This is a genomic window from Streptomyces sp. NPDC048424, assembly GCF_040651555.1.
GTDB lineage: Bacteria > Actinomycetota > Actinomycetes > Streptomycetales > Streptomycetaceae > Streptomyces.
The window spans coordinates 62,230-84,109 of the sequence record NZ_JBEZKE010000032.1 but is presented as its reverse complement, the minus strand read 5'-3'; the positions used below and the strand labels follow the sequence as shown (position 1 = coordinate 84,109).

The window sequence follows — 21,880 nt, the reverse complement described above, 5'->3', positions numbered from 1 at the left end:
GGCGCTGCCCCCGGACCCCCGCGCCTCAAACGCCGGCGGGGCTGGAATGGGGGGCTTAGCTGGGGTGGCCGCTGCGGGTGGGCTGCTGGGGGCGCTGCCCCCGGACCCCCGCGCCTCAAACGCCGGCGGGGCTGGAGGGTTCGGGGTGGGCTGTTTGGGTAGGGCGCGGCGGGACTTGGTGCGGGCGATCACGCCGATGGCGAAGACGGTGAGCACGAACAGCACCAGGAGCTGGCTGACGAACAGGCCCCAGAACAGGCCCCAGCCCGAGAGGGCCGACGGGTCGGTGTCCGGCCAGGCGGCGGGGATGTCGTGCGGTTCCGCTATCAGGGCGCGCACGGCTTCCGGGGTCCGGGTGAAGGTGACCGTGTCGGGCCAGGTGCCCTTGGCGAAGACGGCGGCCAGGCCGGTGGCCGACCAGACGAGGACGGCCAGGCCGAGGAGGAAGGCCAGGAGGCCGACCAGCAGGCCGTCCGGGATGCCGCCGCCGCGCGCGGTGGACTCCGTACGTCGTGCGTCGTGCATGGTCAGGCCACCGTGGTCGCGGAACCCGGGCCGCCGTTGCCGCGGCTGCGTTCGATGGACAGGGCGCGTTCCTCCGCTTCGAGTTCGGCGGCCAGCATGTCTTCGGAGAGGCGGACGGGCGCGGAGGATTCGGTCATGGCGCGGTCCGTGAAGACGAGGGGGCGTTCGGCTTCGGTGATCAGGTGTTTGACCACCTGGACGTTGCCGTTGACGTCCCAGACGGCGATGCCGGGGGTGAGGGTGGGGATGATCTCCACGGCCCAGCGGGGCAGGCCGAGGACGCGGCCGGTGGCGCGTGCCTCGTCCGCCTTCTGGGCGTAGATGGTTCTGGTCGAGGCCATCTTGAGGATGGCCGCGGCCTCGCGGGCGGCCGCGCCGTCGACGACGTCGGAGAGGTGGTGGACGACGGCGACGAAGGACAGGCCGAGGCGTCGGCCGAACTTCAGCAGGCGCTGGAACAGCTGGGCCACGAAGGGGCTGTTGATGATGTGCCAGGCCTCTTCGACCAGGAAGATCCGCTTTTTGCGGTCGGGGCGGATCCAGGTGTGTTCCAGCCACACTCCGACGATCGCCATGAGGATGGGCATGGCGATGGAGTTGCGGTCGATGTGGGACAGGTCGAAGACGATGAGGGGCGCGTCGAGGTCGATGCCGACGGTGGTGGGGCCGTCGAACATGCCGCGCAGGTCGCCGTCGACGAGGCGGTCGATGACGAGCGCGACGTCGAGGCCCCAGGCCCGGACATCGTCTATGTCGACGTTCATGGCGAGGGCGGATTCGGCTTCGGGGTGGCGCAGTTGCTCGACGATGTCGGTCAGGACCGGCTGGCGGGTGGTGATGGTGTCCACCACGTAGGCGTGCGCGACTTTGAGGGCGAAGCCGGCGCGCTCGTCGAGGCCGTGGCCCATGGCCACCTCGATGATGGTCCGGAGCAGCGCGAGCTGCCCGGTCGTCGTGATGGCCGGGTCGAGCGGGTTGAGGCGGATGCCGTCGTCGTTGGCGGCGATCGGATCCAGGCGGATGGGGGTTATCCCCAGCTGCTGGGCGATCAGGTTCCACTCGCCGACGCCGTCCTCGCCCTGGGCGTCGAGGACGACGACCTGGCGGTCCTTGAAGCGGAGCTGGCGCAGGACGTACGTCTTCTCCAGGGCGGACTTGCCGTTGCCGGATTCGCCGAGGACCAGCCAGTGGGGGGCCGGGAGCTGCTGTCCGTAGAGCTGGAAGGGGTCGTAGATGTAGCCCTTGCCGCTGTAGACCTCGCGGCCGATGATGACGCCGGAGTCGCCGAGTCCGGGGGCGGCGGTGGGCAGGTAGACGGCCTGCGCCTGCCCGGTGGAGGTGCGTACGGGCAGGCGCGTGGTCTCGACTTTGCCGAAGAGGAAGCTGGTGAAGGCGTCCGTCAGGGCGGACATGGGATCTCGCATGGGCGGCACTTCCCTCCAGCTAGCGTCGGATGCCGGTGGCGAACGGCAGGGTGTTGACGAAGGCGCGGTGGTGCTCGCGGTCGCACCATTCCAGCTTCAGGTAGGACTTGCCGGCGGAGGCGCGGATCGTCCGCTTGTCGCGGGCGAGCGCTTCGGGTGAACGCGAGGACACCGTGATGTACCCGACCAGGTTGACTCCGGCCGCACCGCTGGCGAGATCTTCACCCCTCTGGTCGAGCCGGCCGTGGGCGGCGATGTCGCGGGGGTCGACGGTGCGGTTCATCTTGGCGGCGCGGGAGGCGTCGGCCTCGTCGTTGGTCTTCTCGGTGAGCATCCGCTCGATGGCGACCTCGGTGGGCTCCAGGTCCATGGTGACGGCGACGGTGCGGATGACGTCGGGGGTGTGGACGAGGAGGGGGGCGAGGAAGTTGACGCCCACGGGCGTCATCGGCCACTCCTTGACCCAGGCGGTGGCGTGGCACCAGGGGGCGCGGGTGGAGGACTCGCGGGTCTTGGCCTGGAGGAAGGTGGGCTCGACGGCGTCGAGTTCGGCCGGCCAGGCGTTGCGCTTGGTCATGGCCTGGATGTGGTCGATGGGGTGGTCCGGGTCGTACATGGAGTGCACGAGGGAGGACAGGCGGCCCTGGCCGAGCGGCTGGCGGACGCGGATGTCGGCTTCGGCGAGGCGGGCGCAGATGTCGGTGAGCTCGCGGGCCATGACGATGGCGAGGCCGGCGTCGCGGTCGAGCTTGCGGCCCTTGCGGGGGGTGGCGGCGCGGGCGATGGTGTGGGCCTCGGCGGCGAGTTCGCGCGTGTAGTGCATGCAGGCGACGAGGTACGCGCGGTGCTGCTCGGAGGAGGTGGACACCATCGACTGGAGCTGTTCGTAGGACTCGCGGAGCCAGCCGGGGGCCTGGGTGTCGCCGCGCTGGGCCACGTCCTTGGCGTGCGCGTCGGGGTCGGCGGGCAGGGTGCGGGCGAGCATCTGGAGGCGGGTGACGAAGCCGTCGCCGTTGGCCACGTGCTTGAGGAGGGTGCCGAAGCGGTCGACGAGGGCCTCTTGGTCCTCGCTGTCGCGCAGGCCGACGCCGGGGCCCTCGATCTCGATGGCGGCGGTGACGGTGCGCCGGTCCGCGTGGAGGAGGACGGCGATCTCGTCGGGGCCGAAGGGGGCGGCGAGCCAGTTGATGCGGCCGATGCCGGGGGGTGGGCCGACTTCCACCTCGCGGCCGTCGGCGGCGCGGGTGCCGGCCTCGATGGCGGAGGAGCGGTAGGTGGTGCCGCGGCGGAGGGTGCGCTTGTAGCTACGGCTGATCTCGAACCAGCGGTAGAAGGTGCGGCCCTTGTACGGGACGTACACGGCGGCGAGCGCGATCATGGGGAAGCCGGCGAGGCTGACGATGCGCAGGGTGAGGTCGGGGACGAGCAGTCCGCTCATCATGCCGAAGAAGGCCCCGGCGATGATCAGGGCGATCTCACCGGTCTCGCGGTTCTTGCCGACGATCGCGTTCGGCCGGGCCCGGCCGATGAGATACGTGCGGCGGGGCGCGACCGGGTGCATCTGGTGGGACTGGGTCGTCAACGCCCGTCACCTCCTGTGTTCCTCGTACTCGAACTCGTGCGGGGTGCGGGTGCGGCGGAGGGGACAGATCCGCCGCCTCCGCCGCCGGAGGTGGGGCGGCTGCTGTGGGCGGCCACGCCTCCGGAGAGGGGGTTGGCGGGGCGGGGGGCGTTGTTGCCGCCTCCGCCGTCGCCTCCGCGGTGGGCGCCGCGGCTGCTGTGGGTCTTGATGCCCTGCGAGACGAGGGAGGCCGGGGAGCTGATGACGGCGGCGGCCTGGGCGCCGTCGGTGGCCTTGCTGCGGTTGGAGCGGGCGGAGGCGATCTCGTCGCCGAAGCCGGGGACGAAGCGGTAGATCATCGCGGAGGCGAAGATCGCCAGGAGGATGATGGCGAGTCCGGTGACGACGGCGGAGAAGGCGTTCGGGCCCTTTTCGCCGGTCAGGGCTCCGGCGAGGCCGAGGACGATGACGATGACCGGCTTCACGAGGATGACGGCGATCATGATGCCGGCCCAGCGGCGGACGTGGCCCCAGAGGTTGCGGTCGACGAGGCCGGAGTAGACGACGACGCCGAGGAGGGCGCCGACGTAGAGGAGGGCGGCCCGGATGAAGAGCTCCAGGTAGAGCACGCCGGCGGCGAGGACGGTGACGAGTGCGACGACGATCAGCATGATCGGGCCGCCGCCGATGTCGTCGCCCTTCTTGAGGGCCTCGGAGAAGGAGCCGAAGAAGACGTCGGTCTGGCCGCCGGTGGCGGAGGCGATGACGGCGGTGACGCCGTCGGTGGCGGAGACGACGGTGTAGAGGATCAGGGGGGTGAAGGCGGAGGCGAGGACCGTGAGCCAGAGGAAGCCGATGGCTTCGGACATGGCGGTGGTGAGGGGGACGCCGCGGACGGCTCGCTTGGCGACGGCGAAGAGCCAGAGGACGAGGGTGAGGATGGTGGAGGCGGCGAAGACGACGGAGTACTGCTTGAGGAAGGCGGGGTTGGTGAAGTCGACTTCGGCCGAGCCGTTGACCGCTTCGCTGAGCTTGGTGACGATCCAGGCGGCGGCGTCGGCGCAGCCTCGGGCGAGGGAGGCGAGGGGGTTGAGGGCCTCTCCGCCGTCGCTGGGTGCCAGGCCTGTTCCCGGATTCCCCCCGGACGTGCCCGTGCCGCTCTGGCAATACTGCTTGGAGGGACCGTCGAGCAGAGCGCAGGGGTCGTTGCTGGTCTGCGGGGTGGGAGTGGGAGTGGGAGTGGGGGCGGCGTAAGCGCGGGTCGAGAGGGCCACGACGGCCAGGTGGGCGGAGGCGATCACGCCCAGCCGGGCGGGGAGCCGCAGGCTAGCGGGCATAAGTGAATCCTCCGAATTCCTTGATGGCCTTGCTCATGTCGTCGGACGTCGACACGGGGACATCACCGGGAACCGGGGCGGGCCCGTCCTGCTGGGTGTCGTCGACGACCTTCCAGTCCTCGCCGACCCATCTGAGTTCGAAGGTCCAGGTACCCCACATGGTGCGGACCGGGTCCGTCGACTTGGCGCCGGACATGCCGACCAGGCCCGTGTACCAGACGGAGACCTTCGTGGTGGTCGCGCTGTAGCTCTCGACGCGGGTGCCGATGGGGACGGCACGGGTGACGAACGTGCTGCCCTGCGGGGGGTTGCCGTTCGCGTCCAGGCCGACCTTGGCGAGGAACTCGGTCGAATACGCCTCGTCCTGCGGGCCCTTCATCCGGGCTGCCACGTCGGGCGCGTAGATCCCGTCGACGAGGGCGTGCCGGGTGTTCTTCCTGAACATGGCGTCGGAGCCGAGCGCGACCGCGTAGTTGGCGGCGGCCGATTGGGCGCCCTGTTCGTCGTGGGCGAAGCCTCTGGGGATGCCTGAGGTCTTGCCGGTGACCGGGGTCGTGCCCGTGGCCGCTGTGGAGGAGGCGGCCGGGTTGTTGTCCGCGGGCTTGTCCTCGGGGGTGTCCGGGGACTGGTTCGCGAACGCGATGGCGGCGATCAGGAGGACCACGACGCCGACCACCGTGACGAGGCTGCGGGCGGTGCGGGGGGTGCGGCGGGTGGGGCCGTACGGGTCGGCGGGGGAGTCCGGGAGGCGGGTGCGGGTCTGGCCCGTGCCGCCGACCTCGCCGTGGCCGCCGCCGTACTGGTCGTCGTTGCTCATTCCGTGTCGGCCCCCTCCGCGTCGTACGACGGTAGCGCTGGTTCCCGCGTAGGCGCGGTGTGGTGATTCCTCATCAGGTACGGCCCGCGGTGTGGCCCGGCTAGACGGCCATTCCGTAGACGATGGTGAAGAGGGTGCCCAGGGAGCCGATGATGAAGACGCCCGTGAGGCCGGCCACGATCAGGCCCTTGCCCTGTTCCGCGCTGAACGTGTCGCGGAGGGCGGTCGCGCCGATGCGCTGTTTGGCCGCCCCCCAGATGGCGATGCCCAGGCACAGGAGGATCGCCACGGCCATGACCACTTCGATCATGACCTTCGCTTCGTTGCCGAGACTGCCGAACGGCCCCCAGTTCGGGGCGATTCCGCCGATGATGGTGGTGATGTCGCCCTTTTCGGCTGCCAGGATCATGTAACTCACCGCCCCTGTATGGGTAGTTCCGGAAGCCCACTGCCCGACGGCAGGGGTTACGCACTATCTTCGCTGATGAAACCGCCGCCGTCGTCGACTTGACGGCTCTCTTTACCCGATCTCGCGGACCGCGCCCGGCCTCCGCGCTCTGACCTGGGCAGGGGCGGTGTGCATGCGCAAGAACATGCGGTCACTCTGTGTATCACGAGGGGTGACGCCGGGCAATGATTGTCGTCTCGGCGTACGGGTGGGGCGAGGGGCGGCCGTTCGGCGCAGTCGGGTCGCGTGTCGTTGGGCTGACCCGCTGACATTCGTCTGATGTTTCGTCCGTCCGTCGTCGGCGGCGTTGTCAGTGCGGTGCGGGAGGCTGGGGAGCATGACGACTCCATGGACTCTCGCGGATCTCGAGGCCGCCATCCGGGCGGGGTGGTCGGCGGAGACCTCCGGGCCGGCCGACATCAGCAAGGTGCCCTGGACGCCGGAGAATCCGGCCTGGGGGCAGTGCGACATCACCGCGCTGGTCGTGCAGGACCTCGTGGGCGGGGAGCTCGTGCTGGGGGAGGTGTTCCACGACGGCCGGCCGGAGGGCTACCACTGGTGGAACCTGCTGCCCGGGGGCGTACGGGTCGACCTGACGCGGGAGCAGTTCCGGCGGGGAGAGACGGTCACGCCGGGGCGGGTCGTGAAGCGGCCGGGCGGGCGGCTGGGGCGGCGCTGGGAGGAGTACCAGCTGCTGAGGCAGCGGGTGATCGACAAGCTGGGGCCGTTGCCGGGGGTGATGCGGACCGAGGACGGGCGGCGGCTCGTGCACACGGACTTCGGGGGGCCGGGGGCGCCGCTGCTCGCGCTGCACGGGCACTTCCAGGACGGGTCGGTCTTCGCCGACCTGGCCCGGGAGGTGGGTCCGGCGTGGCGGGTGATCGCCCTGGACCAGCGGGGGCACGGGGAGTCCGACCGGGCGGGGGAGTACACGCGGGAGGGGTACGTCGCGGACGCGGCGGCCCTGCTGGAGCACCTGGGGCTGGGGCCGGCGGTGGTGCTGGGGCATTCGCTGGGCGGGGTGAACGCGTACCAGCTCGCCGCGCGGCGGCCGGAGCTGGTGCGGGCGGTGGTGGTCGAGGACATCGGGGCGGTCGTCGACGGCGACCTGTCGTTCGCGCGGGCGTGGCCGCGGCGGGCGGCGACGCGGGAGGGGTTCCTGGCGGGGTTGGGGAGCTCGGCGCCGCACTTGGAGGGGTCGGTACGGGAGTACGCGGACGGGTGGGGGACCGCGTTCGAGGTGGAGGACATGGTGGAGTCCCAGCGGGAGCTGAACGGGGACCACTGGGGGGACTGGCTGGGGGTGCGGAAGCCGACGCTGCTGGTGCGGGGGGATCGGAGCGGGGTGTTGTCGGCGGAGCACGCGCGGGAGATGGCGGTGCGGAGGGGTGGGGTGCGGGTGGTTGAGTTGCCGGCGGGGCATGCGGTGCGGGTGGGGGACCCGGTGGGGTATTTCGCTGCCGTGCGGGGGTTTTTGGCGCGGGTCGCCTAGGCCGTCTGGTCCGCCGCCTGGTCCGCCGTCTGGTGCGCTGCCGGGTGCGGCGCCGTTGCCGGGGGCGCTGCCCCCGGACCCCCGCGCCTCAAACGCCGGCGGGGCTGAAAGATCGGGGCTCCGCCCCGGACCCCCGCGCCTCAAACGCCGGCGGGGCTGGAGGGTGCCGGCGGGGCTGGAGGGTGCGGCTCAAAGATCGGGGCTCCGCCCCTGGCCCCGCGCCTCAAACGCCGGCGGGGCTGAAAGAGCGCCTCACACGCCCGGCCGGGCTGAAAGAGCGCCTCAAACGCCTGTGGGGCTGGATTTGGCGGGGCTGGGTTTCGTCCAGTGGGTGGGGCGGGTGAGGGTGGGGGGGAATTTGGTGGTGGGGTCGCCTTGGGCGGCGTTGAGTTGGGGTTGGGTGAGGAAGACGGCGTGGCGGAGGTCCGCGCCGCGGAGGTTGGCGTCGCGGAGGTCGGCGCCGATCAGGTCGGCCGTGCGGAGGTCGGCGCGGCGGAGGTCGGCGGCGATCAGGTAGGCGCCGCGGAGGTTCGCGCCGCGCAGGTCGGCTCCGGCGAGGCGGGCTCCCATCAGGTCGGCGCCGCGGTGGTTCTTCTTGCGGCCCGGCACCTTGGCCCGTACGAGCTCGCTGGTTTCGAGCAGGAGGGTGTTGATCTCCTGGCGGAGCGGGGTGATGTCCAGGGCCGTGAGGGCCTGGGCGTCGGCGCGGGTCCATTCCTCGGTCCGTGCGAGTGCGCCGCGCAGTTGCGCGTGGAGCGGGGCGGCGTCCGGGAGGGTCAGGGCCTCGGCGACGTAGAAGAGCAGCTCGTGCAGCTGCCGCATCACCGGGAAGACCTCGAACATCTCGCCCCGGGTCTCGGGGTGGGCGCGCCAGTCGCGGCCGCCGAAGGTGACCTGGGAGACCTGCTGGCCCGCCCCGAAGCAGTCGAAGACCGTGCAGCCCTGGAAGCCGGTGTCGCGCAGCCGCGTGTGGATTCCGCAGCGGAAGTCCTGCCGGAGGTTCTCGCAGGGGGTGCCGGCGGGCTTGTTCACGGCGAAGTCGTTGGACTTGGCGAAGGGCAGGGCCACGCAGCACAGCGCGAAGCAGTTCGCGCAGTCGGCTTCAAGGAGGGGGAGCGGGAGGGGGAGGTGGTTCGGCACCTGTCCATTGTTACCGGGTGGGGGCGGTGAGGCGCATTTGGTGGGCGGTCCAGGGGGCGCCGTCGACCTTCTCCACGCCCTCGAGGGTCTGCTCGGTGCGGAAGCCGAGGTGTTCGTAGATGCGGATCGCGGCCGTGTTGTGGGCCCAGACGCCGAGGCTGATCTCCGGCAGGCCGAGCTCGCCGAAGCAGTGGTCGACGACCTGGGAGACGAGGGCCCGGCCGAGGCCCAGGGCGCGTTGCCCGGGGGCGATCAGTACGCGGCCGAGGCGGGTGCCGGCGACGGAGGCGTGCCCGATGCGGTGGTCGCCGGGGGCCACGGCGGTCCACGTGTGCCGGCCGGGCTCGGCGGCGTACGCGGTGAGCTGGGCGTCGTCCAGGGGCCAGGTGAAGGCGGGGCCCGCCCAGGTCATCAGCTCGACGGGGGTCTTCACCCACGTGCGCAGCAGGGGGCCGTCCTCGCCGGGGCGGAAGGGGGCGAGGGAGAGGGGGAGGGGGCGTGGCCGTGTGGTCATTCCTCAAGTGTGCGGGTGGCGAACGGGGTTGATCCCGGGAGGGGGTGGGCGTGAGCATCGGCGTATGACCGAAGTGATCGCAGTCGCCGTTATTACTCTTCTCGCCGTGATCAGTCCCGGCGCCGATTTCGCCATGGTGGTCCGCAACAGCTATCTCTACGGGCGGCCCACCGGGCTGTTCGCCGCCGGCGGGGTCGCGGCGGGGGTGCTGGTCCACGTCTCGTACACGATGCTCGGGGTCGGTCTGCTGATCGCCTCCTCCACCGCGCTGTTCACCGCGATCAAGCTGGCGGGTGCGGCCTATCTGGTGTGGATCGGGATACGGACCTTCCGGGCGCGGGCCGAGGTGTCCGTGGACCTGGAGTCGAAGCCGCAGCTGAGCCCGCTGGGGGCGATGCGGTCGGGGTTCTTGACCAATGTGCTCAATCCGAAGACGACGCTGTTCGTCGTGTCGACCTTCACCCAGGTGGTGAACCCGGACACCCCGGTGTGGCAGCAGGCGGGCTACGGGCTGTTCATGTCGGCGGCGCACCTGGGCTGGTTCGGGGCGGTGGCGCTGTTCTTCTCCGACTCGCGGCTGCGCGATCGGATGCTGAAGGCGCAGAAGACGCTGAACCGGGCCATCGGGTCGGTGCTGGTGGGGCTGGGGGTGGGGTTGGGGTTCGCCCGCTGATTGTTGATCGACCGGCTCGCGAATGGCCCCCGTGACCAGCCCGTCGGCAGCCCGCCGGCGTCCCCGACGGCCGTTGTGGAGTCGGTTACCTGTCGGTAGCGTGCGGGGTATGGGCGCTGCCGAGGGGTTCTTCGAACGACTTGATGCCGGGCGGTTCACCGCCACCGAGTACACGCGCGGGCCGTGGGACCCGGGCTCGCAGCACGCCGGGCCGCCGGCCGCGCTGCTCGGGCGGGCCGTCGAGGAGCGGCCGGGTGCGCGCGCGGACATGCGGATCGCCCGGATCACGTACGAGATCCTGCGCCCGGTCCCGATCGGCGAGCTGGAGATCACCACGAGCGTGCTCCGGGCCGGGCGCAGCACCGAGGTGGTCGAGGCCGCCCTCGCCCCGGCGGGGGCCGCGCCCGTGATGCTGGCGCGGGCCCTGCGGATCCGGGTGGCCGAGGAGGCCGTGCCGGCCGTGGTGCCGGGGCCGCAGCTGCCGCCGCCGGGGGAGGTGGACGTGACGCCGTTCTTCCCGGTGCCGTGGGACACGGGCTACCACTCGGCCATGGAGACCCGGTTCACCGAGGGCGCCTTCGTCGAGCCGGGGCCCGGGACCTGCTGGATGCGGATGAAGGTGCCGCTCGTCGCCGGGGAGGAGACCAGGCCGCTGGACCGGGTGCTGATCGCCGCGGACTCGGGCAACGGCATCAGCGCGGTGATGGACTTCGGGCGCTACGTCTTCATCAACGGTGACCTGACCGTGCACCTGCACCGCCACCCGGTGGGCGAGTGGGCCTGCGTGGAGGCCCGTACGAGCGTGGACGCGGCCGGGATCGGGCTCGCGGACGCGCTGCTGCACGACGAGAAGGGGCCCATCGGGCGCAGCGCGCAGAGCCTCTTCGTCGCCCCGCGGTAGCGGCCGCCCGGCAACCCAACCCCCTTGTCGGGAGCGGGGCGTGGGTGTGGCAGGCTCGGGCGGATGGAGGCCCTGAGAGACACGGACCCGGCGCACATCGGCGCGCAGGCACTGCTGGCCCGGCTGGGCGCCGGTGGCATGGGGCAGGTGTACCTCGGGCGGTCGCCGGGTGGTCGTCTGGTCGCCATCAAGGTGATCAAGGAAGAGATCACCGGGCATCCGGAGGCCCTCGCGCGGTTCCGCCGGGAGGCCGAGACGGTCCGCGCGGTGCGCTCCGCGTACACGGCGAACCTGATCGACGCGTCGCTGGCGGCCCCGCCCTACTGGCTCGCCACCGAGTACGTGGCCGGGCCGACGCTGAGTCATGCGGTGCGCGCGTACGGGGCCTTGCCGGCGGCCGCGTGCCGCAGGCTGTTCGCCGCGCTGGCGGAGGGCCTGGCGAGCGTGCACGCGTACGGGGTCACGCACCGGGACCTCAAGCCGCAGAACGTCATCCTGGGCGGGCAGGGGCCGCAGCTCATCGACTTCGGCATCGCCAAGGGCGTGGCCGAGACGGCGCTGACGCAGGACGGCACGGCCCCGGGCACCCCCGGCTACACGGCTCCCGAGGTGCTGCTGCGGGGTGAGGTGGCGGACGCCGCGGACGTCTTCGCGCTGGGTGCCACGCTCGCCCACGCGGCGACGGGCCGTGCGCCGTACGGGACGGGGGAGGCGACCGCGGTCAACTTCCGCGCGGTCCACGGTGAGATCGACGTCGAGGGCGTGGAGCCGGACCTGGCCGCGCTCATCAGGGCCTGTGTGGCGACGGAGCCGGGGGACCGGCCGGCCCTGGCCGAGATCATCCGGCGCTGCGCGGTGGACTCGGCGCTGGTCGACGACCCGGTGTACGCGGCCCTGACGGCGACCGCGGGCGGGGCCGCGCAGGTGCCGGGGCTGCCGTCGACGATCGGTCCGGGGCTGCCGGCCGGTTCGGGCTACGTGCCGACGTACGTCCCCGCCGGTCCGGGCCCGAATCAGCACCAGAACCAGGGGCCGGGCAACGTCCAGGTCCAGGGCACGGGCCCGGGCGGGGGCAACGGCCGGTGGCGTCCGCCGCGCTGGGCGCTGGCGGCCGTCAGCGGTCTGGTGGCGGGCGGCCTCGTCACGGGCGGGTACCTGTTCCTCCAGGAGGGCGACAAGGACGGCAAGCGGGCCGGGGGCGCACCGAGCGGCGCGACCACGCCCGGCGGGCCGGCCGGGCCGTCCGCGTCGGGCGGGCCGGCTTCGAGTCCCGCCCCCGCTTCCCGGGGCGGCGGCAGTGGCTCGGGGGCCGTGCCCGACCACATCGAGCCGAACAAGGTGTCGCGGGACCTGTGGACCAGTGCCGGTCCGGGCGGTGGGGGCTGCAGCCTGCCCGCGGAGGAGCGGGCGGAGTTCCTGGTGGGTTCGGTCGTCGACGCCGACGATCCGAGCGCGCGGACCGTCACGGGCAAGGTCAAGATCCGCGTGTACCTGAAGCCGTACAACACGGAGACGGGCCCCTACGCCGTCTCCGTCGGGGTCAAGGCTCCGCACGAGATCGACGAGAGCACCGGGCGCCCGTACGAGTTCGTCCGCGACTACAACCACGGCATCGGCTACGCGAGCAAGCCCGTCGATCTCAAGGACCCGGCCACGGGCGGCGAGGTGGAGCTCACGTATCCGGACGACTTCGCCACGCAGCTCGTCGACAACCAGGGGACCACGAAGAGGTTCCCGGCCATCCCGCTCGCCAACGATCCCGGTGACTGGACGGTGCTGGTCTACCGGGTCAGGAGTGTCAAGGAGTACAGCAGCGTCTATTGCACCGGCTTTCCGGTGAAATAGTGCCGGGTCTGGCTGATGAATCCACTGTCAGGTGACGTTCCATGAGGCAGTGTTGACGAGTGCGCAAGTTCTGGATGGCAAGCGGGCTCGGGATCGGTGTGTGCCTGACCTTCGTCGCGCTGCTCGTCGTCGGTACGTACTCGGCGGCGGCGGGGATCGTGAACGGCGGCAGGCAGGGTGCCGTCGGACTGGTCAAGGGAGCGGTGCCGGCGATCTATCAGCCGCTGGTGGAGAAGTGGGGCAACCTGTGCCCCGCCCTCAACCCGGCCCTGCTGGCGGCGCAGCTCTACACGGAGAGCGGCTGGAAGCCCGATGTGGTGAGTCACGCCGACGCGCGTGGCATCGCCCAGTTCATCCCGGGGACCTGGGCCACGTACGGCATCGACGGTGACGGTGACGGTGACCGGGACATCTGGGACCCCAAGGACGCCATTCCCTCGGCGGCCTCGTACGACTGCCAACTCGCCAAGGACGTCGCCCAGGTGCCGGGGGATCGGTCCGACAATATGCTCGCCGCCTACAACGCCGGCCCCTATCGCGTGATCAAAGCCGGGGGCGTGCCGCCGATCAGCGAGACGCAGGGCTACGTGAAGTCCATCCGGGCCCTGGAGAAGAGCTTCGCGCGGCCCGTCGGGCGGGTGGCTCCCTCGCAACAGGCTGCCGGGGCGATCTACTTCGCGCAGAAGCAGCTCGGTACGCCGTACCTGTGGGGCGGCAACGGAACGGCCGACCAGGGCGGGCGGTTCGACTGTTCCGGGCTGACCAAGGCCGCGTACGAGACGGTGGGGATCCAGCTGCCGCGCGTGGCCAACGACCAGTACAACGCCGGGTCCCATCCCTCGCGCGACCAACTGCTGCCCGGTGATCTGGTGTTCTTCTCCGACGATCTGACGAATTCCCGGGAGATCCGGCACGTCGGGCTGTACGTGGGCGGCGGATACATGATCAACGCCCCGTACACCGGTGCCGTGATCCGCTTCGACAAGATCGACACCCCCGATTACTTCGGTGCGACGCGCGTGACGAAGGATGGTGCGGAGGCCCTGCCGGAGCGTTTCGGTGCTGGTCGGGCGCCGTAGCAACTCTCCGTGAGGCATAGGCCCTGAGCTGCGACGATGAGTCACTCTTCGATAACGTTGGAGTGATCATTCGGTGGAGAGTGGAACGTGGATGCCAGAACGGGCGTTCCATGAGCGCGGGGGTTGATCAAGTGGGGGGCGAAGGGGTGCACACAGGGGTGCGCCCGCAGGGGAACCACGGCAAGGGCAAGGGGCCGCATCACCATGGCTGGACTCACAACAGGTGGGCCGAACGTGGATGTCAGCCTGCTGTACGAGGTCAACGGAGCGGCCCGGCAGGCGCCTGACTGGCTGGACCGGGCCGTGAGCCTGACCGGCGAGTACGGGATCCTGCTGGCCCTGGTGCTCCTGGTGTTGTGGTGCTGGCGCGGTGCGCGCCGCCAGGACGAGACCACGGCCGTCGAGTCCTTCGCCGCACTGGTGTGGGCCCCGCTGGCCGCCGGGCTGGCCCTGCTCGTGAACGTCCCGCTGCGTGAATTCGTCGGGCGGCAACGGCCGTTCCGGCACCACGAGGGCCTGCAGGTGCTCGATCCCGGCTTCGGCGCGGGGATCGGGAACACCGAGTTCTCCTTCGTCAGCGATCACACCACCCTCGCGATGGCCCTGGGCGTGGGCCTGTTCCTGGCGAACCGGAAGATCGGGCTCCTGGGGATCGGGCTGGCCCTCGTCGAAGGCTTCTGCCGGGTCTACATGGGCGTGCACTACCCGACCGACGTGATCGGCGGCCTGGCCCTCGGCACCGCCGTGGTGCTCGTGCTCGCGCCGCTCGCCATGGCGCTGCTGACCCCGGTGGTGCGCGCGGTGGCCGGCTCCCCGCGCGTCGGGCGGCTCGTACGGGCCAAGGGCCGGGCGGTGACCCGGCCGGTCGGGCTCGCGGCGCAGACCCAGAACCCGCCCGCGGGGCAGCGGACGCACGAGAACGACCTCGCGGCCTGAGGGCGACGCGGATTCAGGTCCGCGCGTAGGAATCCCATACGGCGAGCAGCGCGGCCACCAGCAGGCACAGCCCCGCCGCCCCGAAGAGCACCCGGATCGCCGGCCGGCGCGGCCGGGGGGTCACGGATCGCCGCCGTCGGCGCCGTCCTCGCGACGGTAGCGGGAGCGCAGCCACCAGCCGGTGGCCGCGGCCGCGGCGCAGGTGAGTCCGATGGCGAGGGCCACGTCGGCCGGGCCGTCCGCCGAGCCCACGGGTCTGGCCCAGGCCGCGGCGGCCGGGGCGAACGCGATGAGCAGTGCCCAGAGGAGGGCCGTGAGGCGGGCTGCGGATCCTGGCATGACTCAAGGGCATCCGCTGCGGCCCGCCCCGGCCAGCCGGGCCGTCCGAACGGGCTAGGTCCCCGGACCCCGTAGACGCGGGCAGGGCGTCCCCGCGTCATGCCGCCGGGTGGCGGGCGGCGTCCCTGCGGGCCAGGTCGCGGGAGCGGCGGGCCGGGCCGGACCAGCCGCAGGTGCAGACCGCCAGGGAGAACGCTCCGCGTTCGGCGGTGGATGTGGTGTGGCCTGTCGGTGGCTGCGGCTCTGACGTCGGCCGCGGGAGCGGCCCGGAGGCAAGCGGAGGGAGCAGGGTCGCGTCGGTGTGCGGTTCCACACCCCCACGGTACCCGCGCGATCCGCCGCCCGGGGAGGGTGCGCCCCGTGACGGGAAACCCGGGACCTCGTTAAGCGGAGCGGGTGGGGGCCTCGGGCAAGCAGCGGTCATGCGTTGGGGGTTGGCAGGCGATGGTGGTGCACCAGCACAGGCGGCGGCCCGGACGTGCGGGTGAGGCGGTGCGCGCTGCCGGCATCGCCCTGGCGGTCACGGCGATGAGCGGGTGCGCGGGCGGCGGTGCCGGCGGCGACGAGCGGCCTCCGGTGGACGCGGCGGCGGTGGTCCGCGGGGCCGCGGACGCGCTGACGAAGACGGGCAGTGCCCGGGCCCGTACGGCGATGGAGATGGCCACGGGCGGGACCCGGGTCACGATCCGCGGCGAGGGCGGGGTCGACTTCAAGAACCGGATGGGGCAGCTCCTGGTGATGCTCCCGACCGATGTGAAGGGCGAGGACGAGCACCGGCCCATCACCGAGCTGCTCGTGCCGGGCGCGCTGTACATGAAGAACCGCGGTGCGGGCGTCCCCGCCGACAAGTGGGTCCGGGTCGACACGACGACCCTCGCCGACGGGAACCTGGTCACGGGCGGCGCCACCGATCCGCTGATCGCGGCCGAGCTGCTGCGCGGCGCGCAGGAGGTGACGTACGTCGGGGAGACCGAGGTGGCGGGGACCAAGGTGCGGCACTACCGGGGGACCACCGACATCGGGCGGGCCGCGGGGAGTGCGTCGGCGGAGGTGCGGGGGGCGCTGGAGGCGGCGGCGAAAGGGTTCAGCAAGGACACCGTGCCGTTCGACGTGTATCTGGACGAGCAGGGGCGCCTGCGGAAGGTCCGGCACCGGTTCACGTACGTCAACAATGGCGTGATCGATGTCTCGTCGACCACGCTGCTGTACGGGTTCGGGACGCCGGTGACCGTCGTATTGCCGGCAAGTGGGGACATTTACGCCGGGAAGATCGCCGAATAGTGGGGCGGGCGGAGGGGGAGCGACGCGATCGGGCCATGGGTCGGTATCCGGAAATGGTCCATCCGTGTCATGCGCCCCGGGGCACGGCGTCCCTACGCTGAGGAGCCGGGCCCGAGCGTCGATGACCGTAGACGGCAGATTGAGGTGACACGCGTGACTCCCGCAGGCGGTTCGACGGTGCAGGACCACGTGGCTCTCGCCGAGATCGAGCTGTGCGGTGAGCTGATCATCGCGGCGTCGGCGGCGGTGGAGGAGCGGCTCAGTCAGGACCGGATCGACGAGGTGCTGATGGGCATCTGGTCGGGCTGAGCTCCGTGCCCCGGGGCTACGTGCGCAGGAGGCGGGCGATGGCCTTGGTGGCTTCCTCGACCTTCGCGTCGATCTCGGTGCCGCCCTTGACCGCCGCGTCGGCGACGCAGTGCCGCAGGTGTTCCTCCAGCAGCTGGAGTGCGAAGGACTGGAGGGCCTTCGTGCTCGCCGAGACCTGGGTGAGTATGTCGATGCAGTAGACGTCCTCGTCGACCAGCCGCTGGAGGCCGCGGATCTGACCCTCGATCCGGCGCAGTCGCTTGAGGTGCTCGTCCTTCTGGTGGTGGTAGCCGTGGACCGCTCCGCCCTCCTGGGGCGCGTCGGCTCCGGAGCCCTCCGCCTCGATGATCGTCATGCGTCCTCCCGTGGTCCGGAACGAAGGGATGTATACCCCTCGTGGGTATAGGGTACTGGGCCTCTGCCGAAGGGGCGGGGGCCCGTGGTCCTCACTCTGCCTGATGGAGGACACTGGGGAACTGCCGGTTAGCCGTGGCCGGGGGATGCGCCTAGCATCAGCCTGACCGAATCCAATGCACCCCGAGGACCTCACGTGCGATTTCGTCTGACCCCCAGGGAGACGAGCTTCTACGACATGTTCGCCGCATCCGCGGACAACATCGTCACGGGCTCCAAGCTCCTGATGGAACTGCTCGGAGCGGACTCCTCCGCCCGGGCCGAGATCGCGGAGCGGATGCGGGCAGCGGAACACGCGGGGGACGACGCGACCCACGCGATCTTCCACCAGCTGAACTCCTCCTTCATCACGCCGTTCGACCGTGAGGACATCTACAACCTCGCTTCGTCGCTCGACGACATCATGGACTTCATGGAGGAGGCCGTCGACCTCGTCGTCCTCTACAACGTGGAGGAGCTCCCCAAGGGGGTCGAGCAGCAGATCGAGGTCCTGGCGCGCGCGGCCGAGCTGACCGCCGAGGCGATGCCGCACCTGCGGACGATGGACAACCTCACCGAGTACTGGATCGAGGTCAACCGTCTTGAGAACCAGGCCGACCAGATCCACCGCAAGCTGCTCGCGCAGCTCTTCAACGGCAAGTACGACGCCATCGAGGTGCTGAAGCTCAAGCAGATCGTCGACGTGCTCGAAGAGGCGGCCGACGCGTTCGAGCACGTTGCGAACACGGTGGAGACCATCGCGGTCAAGGAGTCCTGAACCTCGTGGACACCTTTGCTCTGGTCGTGACCATCGGTGTCGCGCTCGGTTTTACGTATACGAACGGTTTTCACGACTCGGCGAACGCGATCGCGACCTCCGTCTCGACGCGGGCGCTGACCCCGCGCGCGGCGCTGGCGATGGCCGCGGTGATGAACCTCGCCGGCGCCTTCCTCGGCAGCGGGGTCGCCAAGACGGTCAGCGAGGGCCTGATCGAGACGCCCCACGGCAGCACGGGGATGTGGATCCTCTTCGCGGCGCTGGTCGGCGCGATCGTCTGGAACCTGATCACCTGGTACTTCGGCCTGCCCTCGTCCTCCTCGCACGCGCTGTTCGGCGGCATGGTGGGTGCGGCGCTGGCCGGTGGCACCGGTGTCATCTGGAGCGGGGTGATCGACAAGGTCGTCATCCCGATGTTCGTCTCGCCGGTCGTCGGTCTGCTCATCGGCTACCTGGTGATGGTGGTCATCCTGTGGATGTTCCGCCGGTCCAACCCGCACAAGGCCAAGCACGGCTTCCGCATCGCGCAGACCGTCTCCGCGGCCGCCATGGCGCTCGGCCACGGCCTCCAGGACGCGCAGAAGACGATGGGCATCGTCGTGATGGCGCTGGTCATCGCCGATGTGCAGAGCGCGGACGCCGCGATCCCGGTCTGGGTCAAGATCGTGTGCGCCGTGATGCTGTCGCTGGGTACGTACGCGGGTGGCTGGCGCATCATGCGCACGCTCGGCCGCAAGATCATCGAGCTGGACCCGCCGCAGGGCTTCGCGGCCGAGACCACGGGCGCCTCGATCATGTTCGGTTCGGCGTACCTCTTCCACGCGCCGATCTCCACCACGCACGTCATCACCTCGGCGATCATGGGCGTGGGCGCGACCAAGCGCGTGAACGCGGTCCGCTGGGGCGTCGCCAAGAACATCGTGATGGGCTGGTTCATCACCATGCCGGCCGCGGCCCTGGTCGCCGCGGTCAGCTTCTGGATCGTGAACCTCGCCTTCGTGTAGCGGCGAGAAGCAGGACGCGGGAACGAAAGCGGGCCGGCTCCCCCCACCCAGGGGGAGCCGGCCCTTTTTCTTTCTTTCGCCTTGCGGTGGCACCGCCATGCAGCACCGCAGGACGTTCAGCACATCTCTTTAGCCGAAGCGGCCCGAGATGTAGTCCTCGGTCGCCTGCACGGACGGGTTCGAGAAGATCCGGTCCGTGTCGTCGATCTCGACGAGCTTGCCGGGCTGGCCGACCGCCGAGAGGTTGAAGAAGGCGGTGCGGTCGGAGACGCGGGCGGCCTGCTGCATGTTGTGCGTCACGATGACGATCGTGAAGCGCTCCTTCAGCTCGCCGATCAGGTCCTCGATCGCGAGGGTGGAGATCGGGTCCAGGGCCGAGCAGGGCTCGTCCATCAGCAGGACCTGGGGCTCGACCGCGATGGCGCGGGCGATGCACAGACGCTGCTGCTGGCCGCCGGAGAGGCCGGAGCCCGGCTTGTTCAGGCGGTCCTTGACCTCGTTCCAGAGGTTGGCGCCCTTGAGGGACCGCTCCACGACGTCCGCGAGCTCGGACTTCTTGAAGCTGCCGTTCAGCCGCAGGCCCGCCGCCACGTTGTCGAAGATCGACATGGTGGGGAAGGGGTTCGGGCGCTGGAAGACCATGCCGACGGTGCGGCGGACCGCGACCGGGTCCACGCCGGCGCCGTACAGGTTCTCGTCGTCCAGGAGCACCTTGCCCTCGACGCGGCCACCGGGGGTGACCTCGTGCATGCGGTTGAGGGTGCGCAGGAAGGTGGACTTGCCGCAGCCGGACGGGCCGATGAAGGCGGTCACGGAGCGGGGCTCCACGGTCATCGAGATGTCATCGATGGCCTTGTGGGTGCCGTAGAAGGCGGACAGTCCGCTGACGTCGATTCGCTTCGCCATGAGGGGTCACTTCGCTTTCATACAGTCGCGTCAGCGACCGGTCTTCGGGGCCTTCCAGCGGGCGATGCCGCGGGCCACCAGATTGAGGATCATGACGAAGGCGATCAGTACGAGGGCTGCGGCCCACGCCCGGTCGTAGGAGGCTTCACTGCCGACCTTGTACTGCTCCCAGATGTAGAGGGGGAGCGAGGACTGGGCGCCTTCGAAGGGGTTGCCGTTGATCAGCTGGGTACCGAAGACCAGCAGCATGATCGGCGCGGTCTCACCGGCGATGCGGGCCACGGCCAGCATGACGCCGGTCGCGATGCCGCCGATGGCGGTGGGGAGCACGACCTTGAGGATCACGCGCCACTTCGGCACACCGAGGGCGAGGGCGGCCTCGCGCAGCTCGTTCGGGACGAGCTTGAGCATCTCCTCGGTGGAGCGGACCACGACGGGCATCATCAGGATCGACAGGGCCATCGAGCCGGCGAAGCCGGAGGGGCCGAAGCCGAGCGCCAGGTTCCAGGTCGTGAGGATGAACAGACCCGCGACGATGGAGGGGATGCCGGTCATGACGTCGACGAAGAACGTCACGGCCTTGGCGAGCGAGCCCTTGCCGTACTCGACCAGGTAGACGGCGGTCAGCAGGCCGATCGGCGCCGCGATCAGGGCGGCCAGGGCGACCTGCTCGATGGTGCCGAGCAGCGCGTGGTAGACGCCGCCGCCCTCTTCGAAGCTGGTGACGCCGTTCATCGAGTGGCTGAGGAAGTCCCCGGAGAGGGCCTCGGCGCCGCGGCTGATGGTGGTCCAGATCAGCGAGAGCAGCGGGATGACCGCGAGGATGAAGCAGACCCACACGAGGGAGGTCGCGACGCGGTCCTTGGCCTGGCGGCGGTTCTCGATGATCGCGCTGGAGGTGTAGGTGATCGCGACGAACAGGATCGAGGCGATCAGGCCCCACTGGACCTTGCTGTGGAGGTCGGTGGCGACGCCGATGCCGCAGCCGAGGGCGATCGCGAGGACCGCGGTGCCGGCCGGGGCCCAGCGGGGGAGGCCGCCTCGGGTGAGGCCGGCGGGGGCGGCGGACTTGCGGGTCGGCCGCTGGTCCTGGAGTGCGTGGCTCATCAGGCGTTCGCCCCCGAGAAGTCCTTGCGGCGAGCGATGATCAGACGAGCTGCACCGTTGACCAGCAGGGTGAGCAGGAAGAGGACCAGACCGGAGGCGATCAGCGCGTCACGGCCGAACTCGTTGGCCTCGTCGAACTTCGCGGCGATGTTCTGCGCGAACGTGCCGCCGCCCGGGTCCAGGATGTGGCCGGAGATCAGGAAGCTCGGGGAGAGGACGGTCGCGACGGCCATGGTCTCGCCGAGGGCGCGGCCGAGGCCGAGCATCGAGGCGGAGATGACGCCGGAGCGGCCGAAGGGGAGCACCGACATGCGGATGACCTCCCAGCGGGTCGCGCCGAGGGCCAGGGCGGCCTCCTCGTTCATACGCGGGACCTGCAGGAAGACCTCGCGGCTGACGCTGGTCACGATCGGCAGGATCATGATCGCGAGGAGGATGCCGACGGTGAAGAGCGAGCGGGCGACGCCGACCTGGGTCTTTTCGAAGACGTAGGTCCAGCCCATGTACTCGTCGAGCCAGAGGTTGAGGCCTCCGAGCTGCGGGACGAGGAAGAGCGCGCCCCAGATGCCGTAGATGATCGACGGCACGGCGGCCAGCAGGTCGACCACGTAGGCGAGGGGCGCGGCCAGCTTGCGCGGCGCGTAGTGCGAGATGAAGAGGGCGATGCCGACGGCGATCGGAACCGCGATGGCCATCGCGATGATCGAGCTGACGACGGTGCCGAAGAGCAGGACGGCGATGCCGAAGACGGGCGGGTTGGCCGACGCGTTCCAGTCGAAGGTGGTGAGGAAGTTCCCCTCGTTCTTCGACAGTGCGATCGAGGCGCGGTAGGTGAGGAAGCCGGCGATCGACGCCATGATCACCAGGAGCAGGATGCCGGAACCCTTGGAGAGCCCGGCGAAGATCTTGTCACCGGCTCGGCCGGTGGACCTTGCGCTCTTGGAGACAGGCGGAGCCTGGTCTATCTGGGTGGGTGTGGTGGAAGCCATGGTCTTTCCGGTCTGGGTGGGGGGCCATGCCCCCTGGCGGCGGTGCACCGGATTCCCCCGGGTGAAGGGGAAGGGTCTCCGG

General features: G+C 70.7%; 22 protein-coding genes and 1 pseudogene. 10 read left to right on the top strand and 13 right to left on the bottom strand.

Features of this window, described 5'->3' with window-relative positions; genetic code table 11:
- From AB0D29_RS32095 to AB0D29_RS32070, 6 genes and pseudogenes are all read right to left on the bottom strand, one after another.
- Positions 1-525: pseudogene (locus tag AB0D29_RS32095) on the bottom strand (type VI secretion protein); the annotation flags it as partial.
- 2 nt (positions 526-527) lie between these two features.
- On the bottom strand, positions 528-1,949 hold the full coding sequence (locus AB0D29_RS32090) for an ATP-binding protein (protein ID WP_362859042.1): 1,422 nt from the start codon (positions 1,947-1,949) through the stop codon (positions 528-530).
- Between the two features lie 19 nt (positions 1,950-1,968).
- Positions 1,969-3,531, bottom strand: coding sequence for an SCO6880 family protein (locus AB0D29_RS32085; protein ID WP_362859040.1), 1,563 nt, complete (start codon positions 3,529-3,531; stop codon positions 1,969-1,971).
- On the bottom strand, positions 3,528-4,847 hold the full coding sequence (locus tag AB0D29_RS32080; RefSeq protein ID WP_362859038.1) for a hypothetical protein: 1,320 nt from the start codon (positions 4,845-4,847) through the stop codon (positions 3,528-3,530). Before AB0D29_RS32080 ends, AB0D29_RS32085 begins: the two co-directional genes overlap by 4 nt.
- Positions 4,837-5,664, bottom strand: a complete 828-nt coding sequence (locus tag AB0D29_RS32075; RefSeq protein ID WP_362859036.1) for a hypothetical protein — start codon at positions 5,662-5,664, stop codon at positions 4,837-4,839. The genes AB0D29_RS32080 and AB0D29_RS32075 overlap by 11 nt, the downstream gene beginning before the upstream one ends.
- Before the next feature lie 100 nt (positions 5,665-5,764).
- Positions 5,765-6,073, bottom strand: a complete 309-nt coding sequence (locus AB0D29_RS32070) for a hypothetical protein (RefSeq protein ID WP_008742356.1) — start codon at positions 6,071-6,073, stop codon at positions 5,765-5,767.
- A gap of 376 nt (positions 6,074-6,449) precedes the next feature.
- Here AB0D29_RS32070 and AB0D29_RS32065 point away from each other — a divergent pair, with 376 nt between their 5' ends.
- Positions 6,450-7,604, top strand: a complete 1,155-nt coding sequence (locus AB0D29_RS32065) for an alpha/beta hydrolase (RefSeq protein ID WP_362859035.1) — start codon at positions 6,450-6,452, stop codon at positions 7,602-7,604.
- A 282-nt stretch (positions 7,605-7,886) separates the two neighbouring features.
- On the opposite strand, the gene AB0D29_RS32060 is transcribed toward AB0D29_RS32065, so the two are convergent.
- Positions 7,887-8,744 carry a pentapeptide repeat-containing protein gene (locus AB0D29_RS32060; RefSeq protein WP_362859033.1) on the bottom strand — a complete coding sequence of 286 codons (858 nt, stop codon included), beginning with the start codon at positions 8,742-8,744 and terminating at the stop codon, positions 7,887-7,889.
- A 10-nt stretch (positions 8,745-8,754) separates the two neighbouring features.
- Positions 8,755-9,258 (bottom strand): GNAT family protein, encoded by a 504-nt coding sequence (locus tag AB0D29_RS32055; protein WP_362859031.1) that lies wholly within the window; start codon positions 9,256-9,258, stop codon positions 8,755-8,757.
- Positions 9,259-9,322: 64 nt separating this feature from the next.
- Here AB0D29_RS32055 and AB0D29_RS32050 point away from each other — a divergent pair, with 64 nt between their 5' ends.
- From AB0D29_RS32050 to AB0D29_RS32030, 5 genes are all read left to right on the top strand, one after another.
- Positions 9,323-9,931, top strand: a complete 609-nt coding sequence (locus tag AB0D29_RS32050) for a LysE family transporter (RefSeq protein WP_362859030.1) — start codon at positions 9,323-9,325, stop codon at positions 9,929-9,931.
- 109 nt (positions 9,932-10,040) lie between these two features.
- Complete coding sequence (locus AB0D29_RS32045; protein ID WP_362859029.1) at positions 10,041-10,832, top strand: thioesterase family protein; 792 nt, start codon at positions 10,041-10,043, stop codon at positions 10,830-10,832.
- Between the two features lie 63 nt (positions 10,833-10,895).
- Entirely contained in the window at positions 10,896-12,677 is a 1,782-nt protein-coding gene (locus tag AB0D29_RS32040; RefSeq protein ID WP_362859027.1) for a serine/threonine-protein kinase, read from the top strand.
- 59 nt (positions 12,678-12,736) lie between these two features.
- Positions 12,737-13,756, top strand: a complete 1,020-nt coding sequence (locus AB0D29_RS32035) for a bifunctional lytic transglycosylase/C40 family peptidase (RefSeq protein WP_362859026.1) — start codon at positions 12,737-12,739, stop codon at positions 13,754-13,756.
- Positions 13,757-13,960: 204 nt separating this feature from the next.
- Positions 13,961-14,692, top strand: a complete 732-nt coding sequence (locus AB0D29_RS32030; protein ID WP_362859025.1) for a phosphatase PAP2 family protein — start codon at positions 13,961-13,963, stop codon at positions 14,690-14,692.
- Positions 14,693-14,812: 120 nt separating this feature from the next.
- Here the strand turns inward: AB0D29_RS32030 and AB0D29_RS32025 are convergent, their stop codons facing one another.
- On the bottom strand, positions 14,813-15,031 hold the full coding sequence (locus AB0D29_RS32025; RefSeq protein ID WP_362859024.1) for a hypothetical protein: 219 nt from the start codon (positions 15,029-15,031) through the stop codon (positions 14,813-14,815).
- A 444-nt stretch (positions 15,032-15,475) separates the two neighbouring features.
- Here AB0D29_RS32025 and AB0D29_RS32020 point away from each other — a divergent pair, with 444 nt between their 5' ends.
- Positions 15,476-16,312, top strand: a complete 837-nt coding sequence (locus AB0D29_RS32020) for a hypothetical protein (RefSeq protein WP_362859022.1) — start codon at positions 15,476-15,478, stop codon at positions 16,310-16,312.
- Positions 16,313-16,465: 153 nt separating this feature from the next.
- Complete coding sequence (locus AB0D29_RS32015; RefSeq protein ID WP_362859047.1) at positions 16,466-16,621, top strand: hypothetical protein; 156 nt, start codon at positions 16,466-16,468, stop codon at positions 16,619-16,621.
- Positions 16,622-16,637: 16 nt separating this feature from the next.
- Here AB0D29_RS32015 and AB0D29_RS32010 read toward each other — a convergent pair whose 3' ends face one another.
- Entirely contained in the window at positions 16,638-16,976 is a 339-nt protein-coding gene (locus AB0D29_RS32010; RefSeq protein WP_351299756.1) for a metal-sensitive transcriptional regulator, read from the bottom strand.
- A gap of 195 nt (positions 16,977-17,171) precedes the next feature.
- Between AB0D29_RS32010 and AB0D29_RS32005 the strand changes: the two genes are divergently transcribed.
- Both AB0D29_RS32005 and AB0D29_RS32000 read left to right on the top strand, forming a co-directional pair.
- Positions 17,172-17,792: a DUF47 family protein gene (locus AB0D29_RS32005; RefSeq protein WP_008742369.1), complete on the top strand. Its 621-nt coding sequence runs from the start codon at positions 17,172-17,174 to the stop codon at positions 17,790-17,792.
- Between the two features lie 5 nt (positions 17,793-17,797).
- The gene (locus AB0D29_RS32000) at positions 17,798-18,796 is read left to right on the top strand and encodes an inorganic phosphate transporter (protein WP_362859020.1); all 999 of its coding nucleotides are present in this window, start codon (positions 17,798-17,800) and stop codon (positions 18,794-18,796) included.
- Between the two features lie 129 nt (positions 18,797-18,925).
- Here AB0D29_RS32000 and pstB read toward each other — a convergent pair whose 3' ends face one another.
- The 3 genes from pstB to pstC are packed head-to-tail and all read right to left on the bottom strand — an operon-like array spanning position 18,926 to position 21,798.
- A complete protein-coding gene (gene pstB, locus AB0D29_RS31995) occupies positions 18,926-19,702 on the bottom strand; it encodes a phosphate ABC transporter ATP-binding protein PstB (protein ID WP_362859018.1) in 777 nt (258 codons plus the stop codon).
- Between the two features lie 30 nt (positions 19,703-19,732).
- Positions 19,733-20,809: a phosphate ABC transporter permease PstA gene (gene pstA, locus AB0D29_RS31990; protein WP_362859017.1), complete on the bottom strand. Its 1,077-nt coding sequence runs from the start codon at positions 20,807-20,809 to the stop codon at positions 19,733-19,735.
- Positions 20,809-21,798 (bottom strand): phosphate ABC transporter permease subunit PstC, encoded by a 990-nt coding sequence (pstC, locus tag AB0D29_RS31985; RefSeq protein WP_362859016.1) that lies wholly within the window; start codon positions 21,796-21,798, stop codon positions 20,809-20,811. Before pstC ends, pstA begins: the two co-directional genes overlap by 1 nt.
- Positions 21,799-21,880 lie beyond the last annotated feature (82 nt).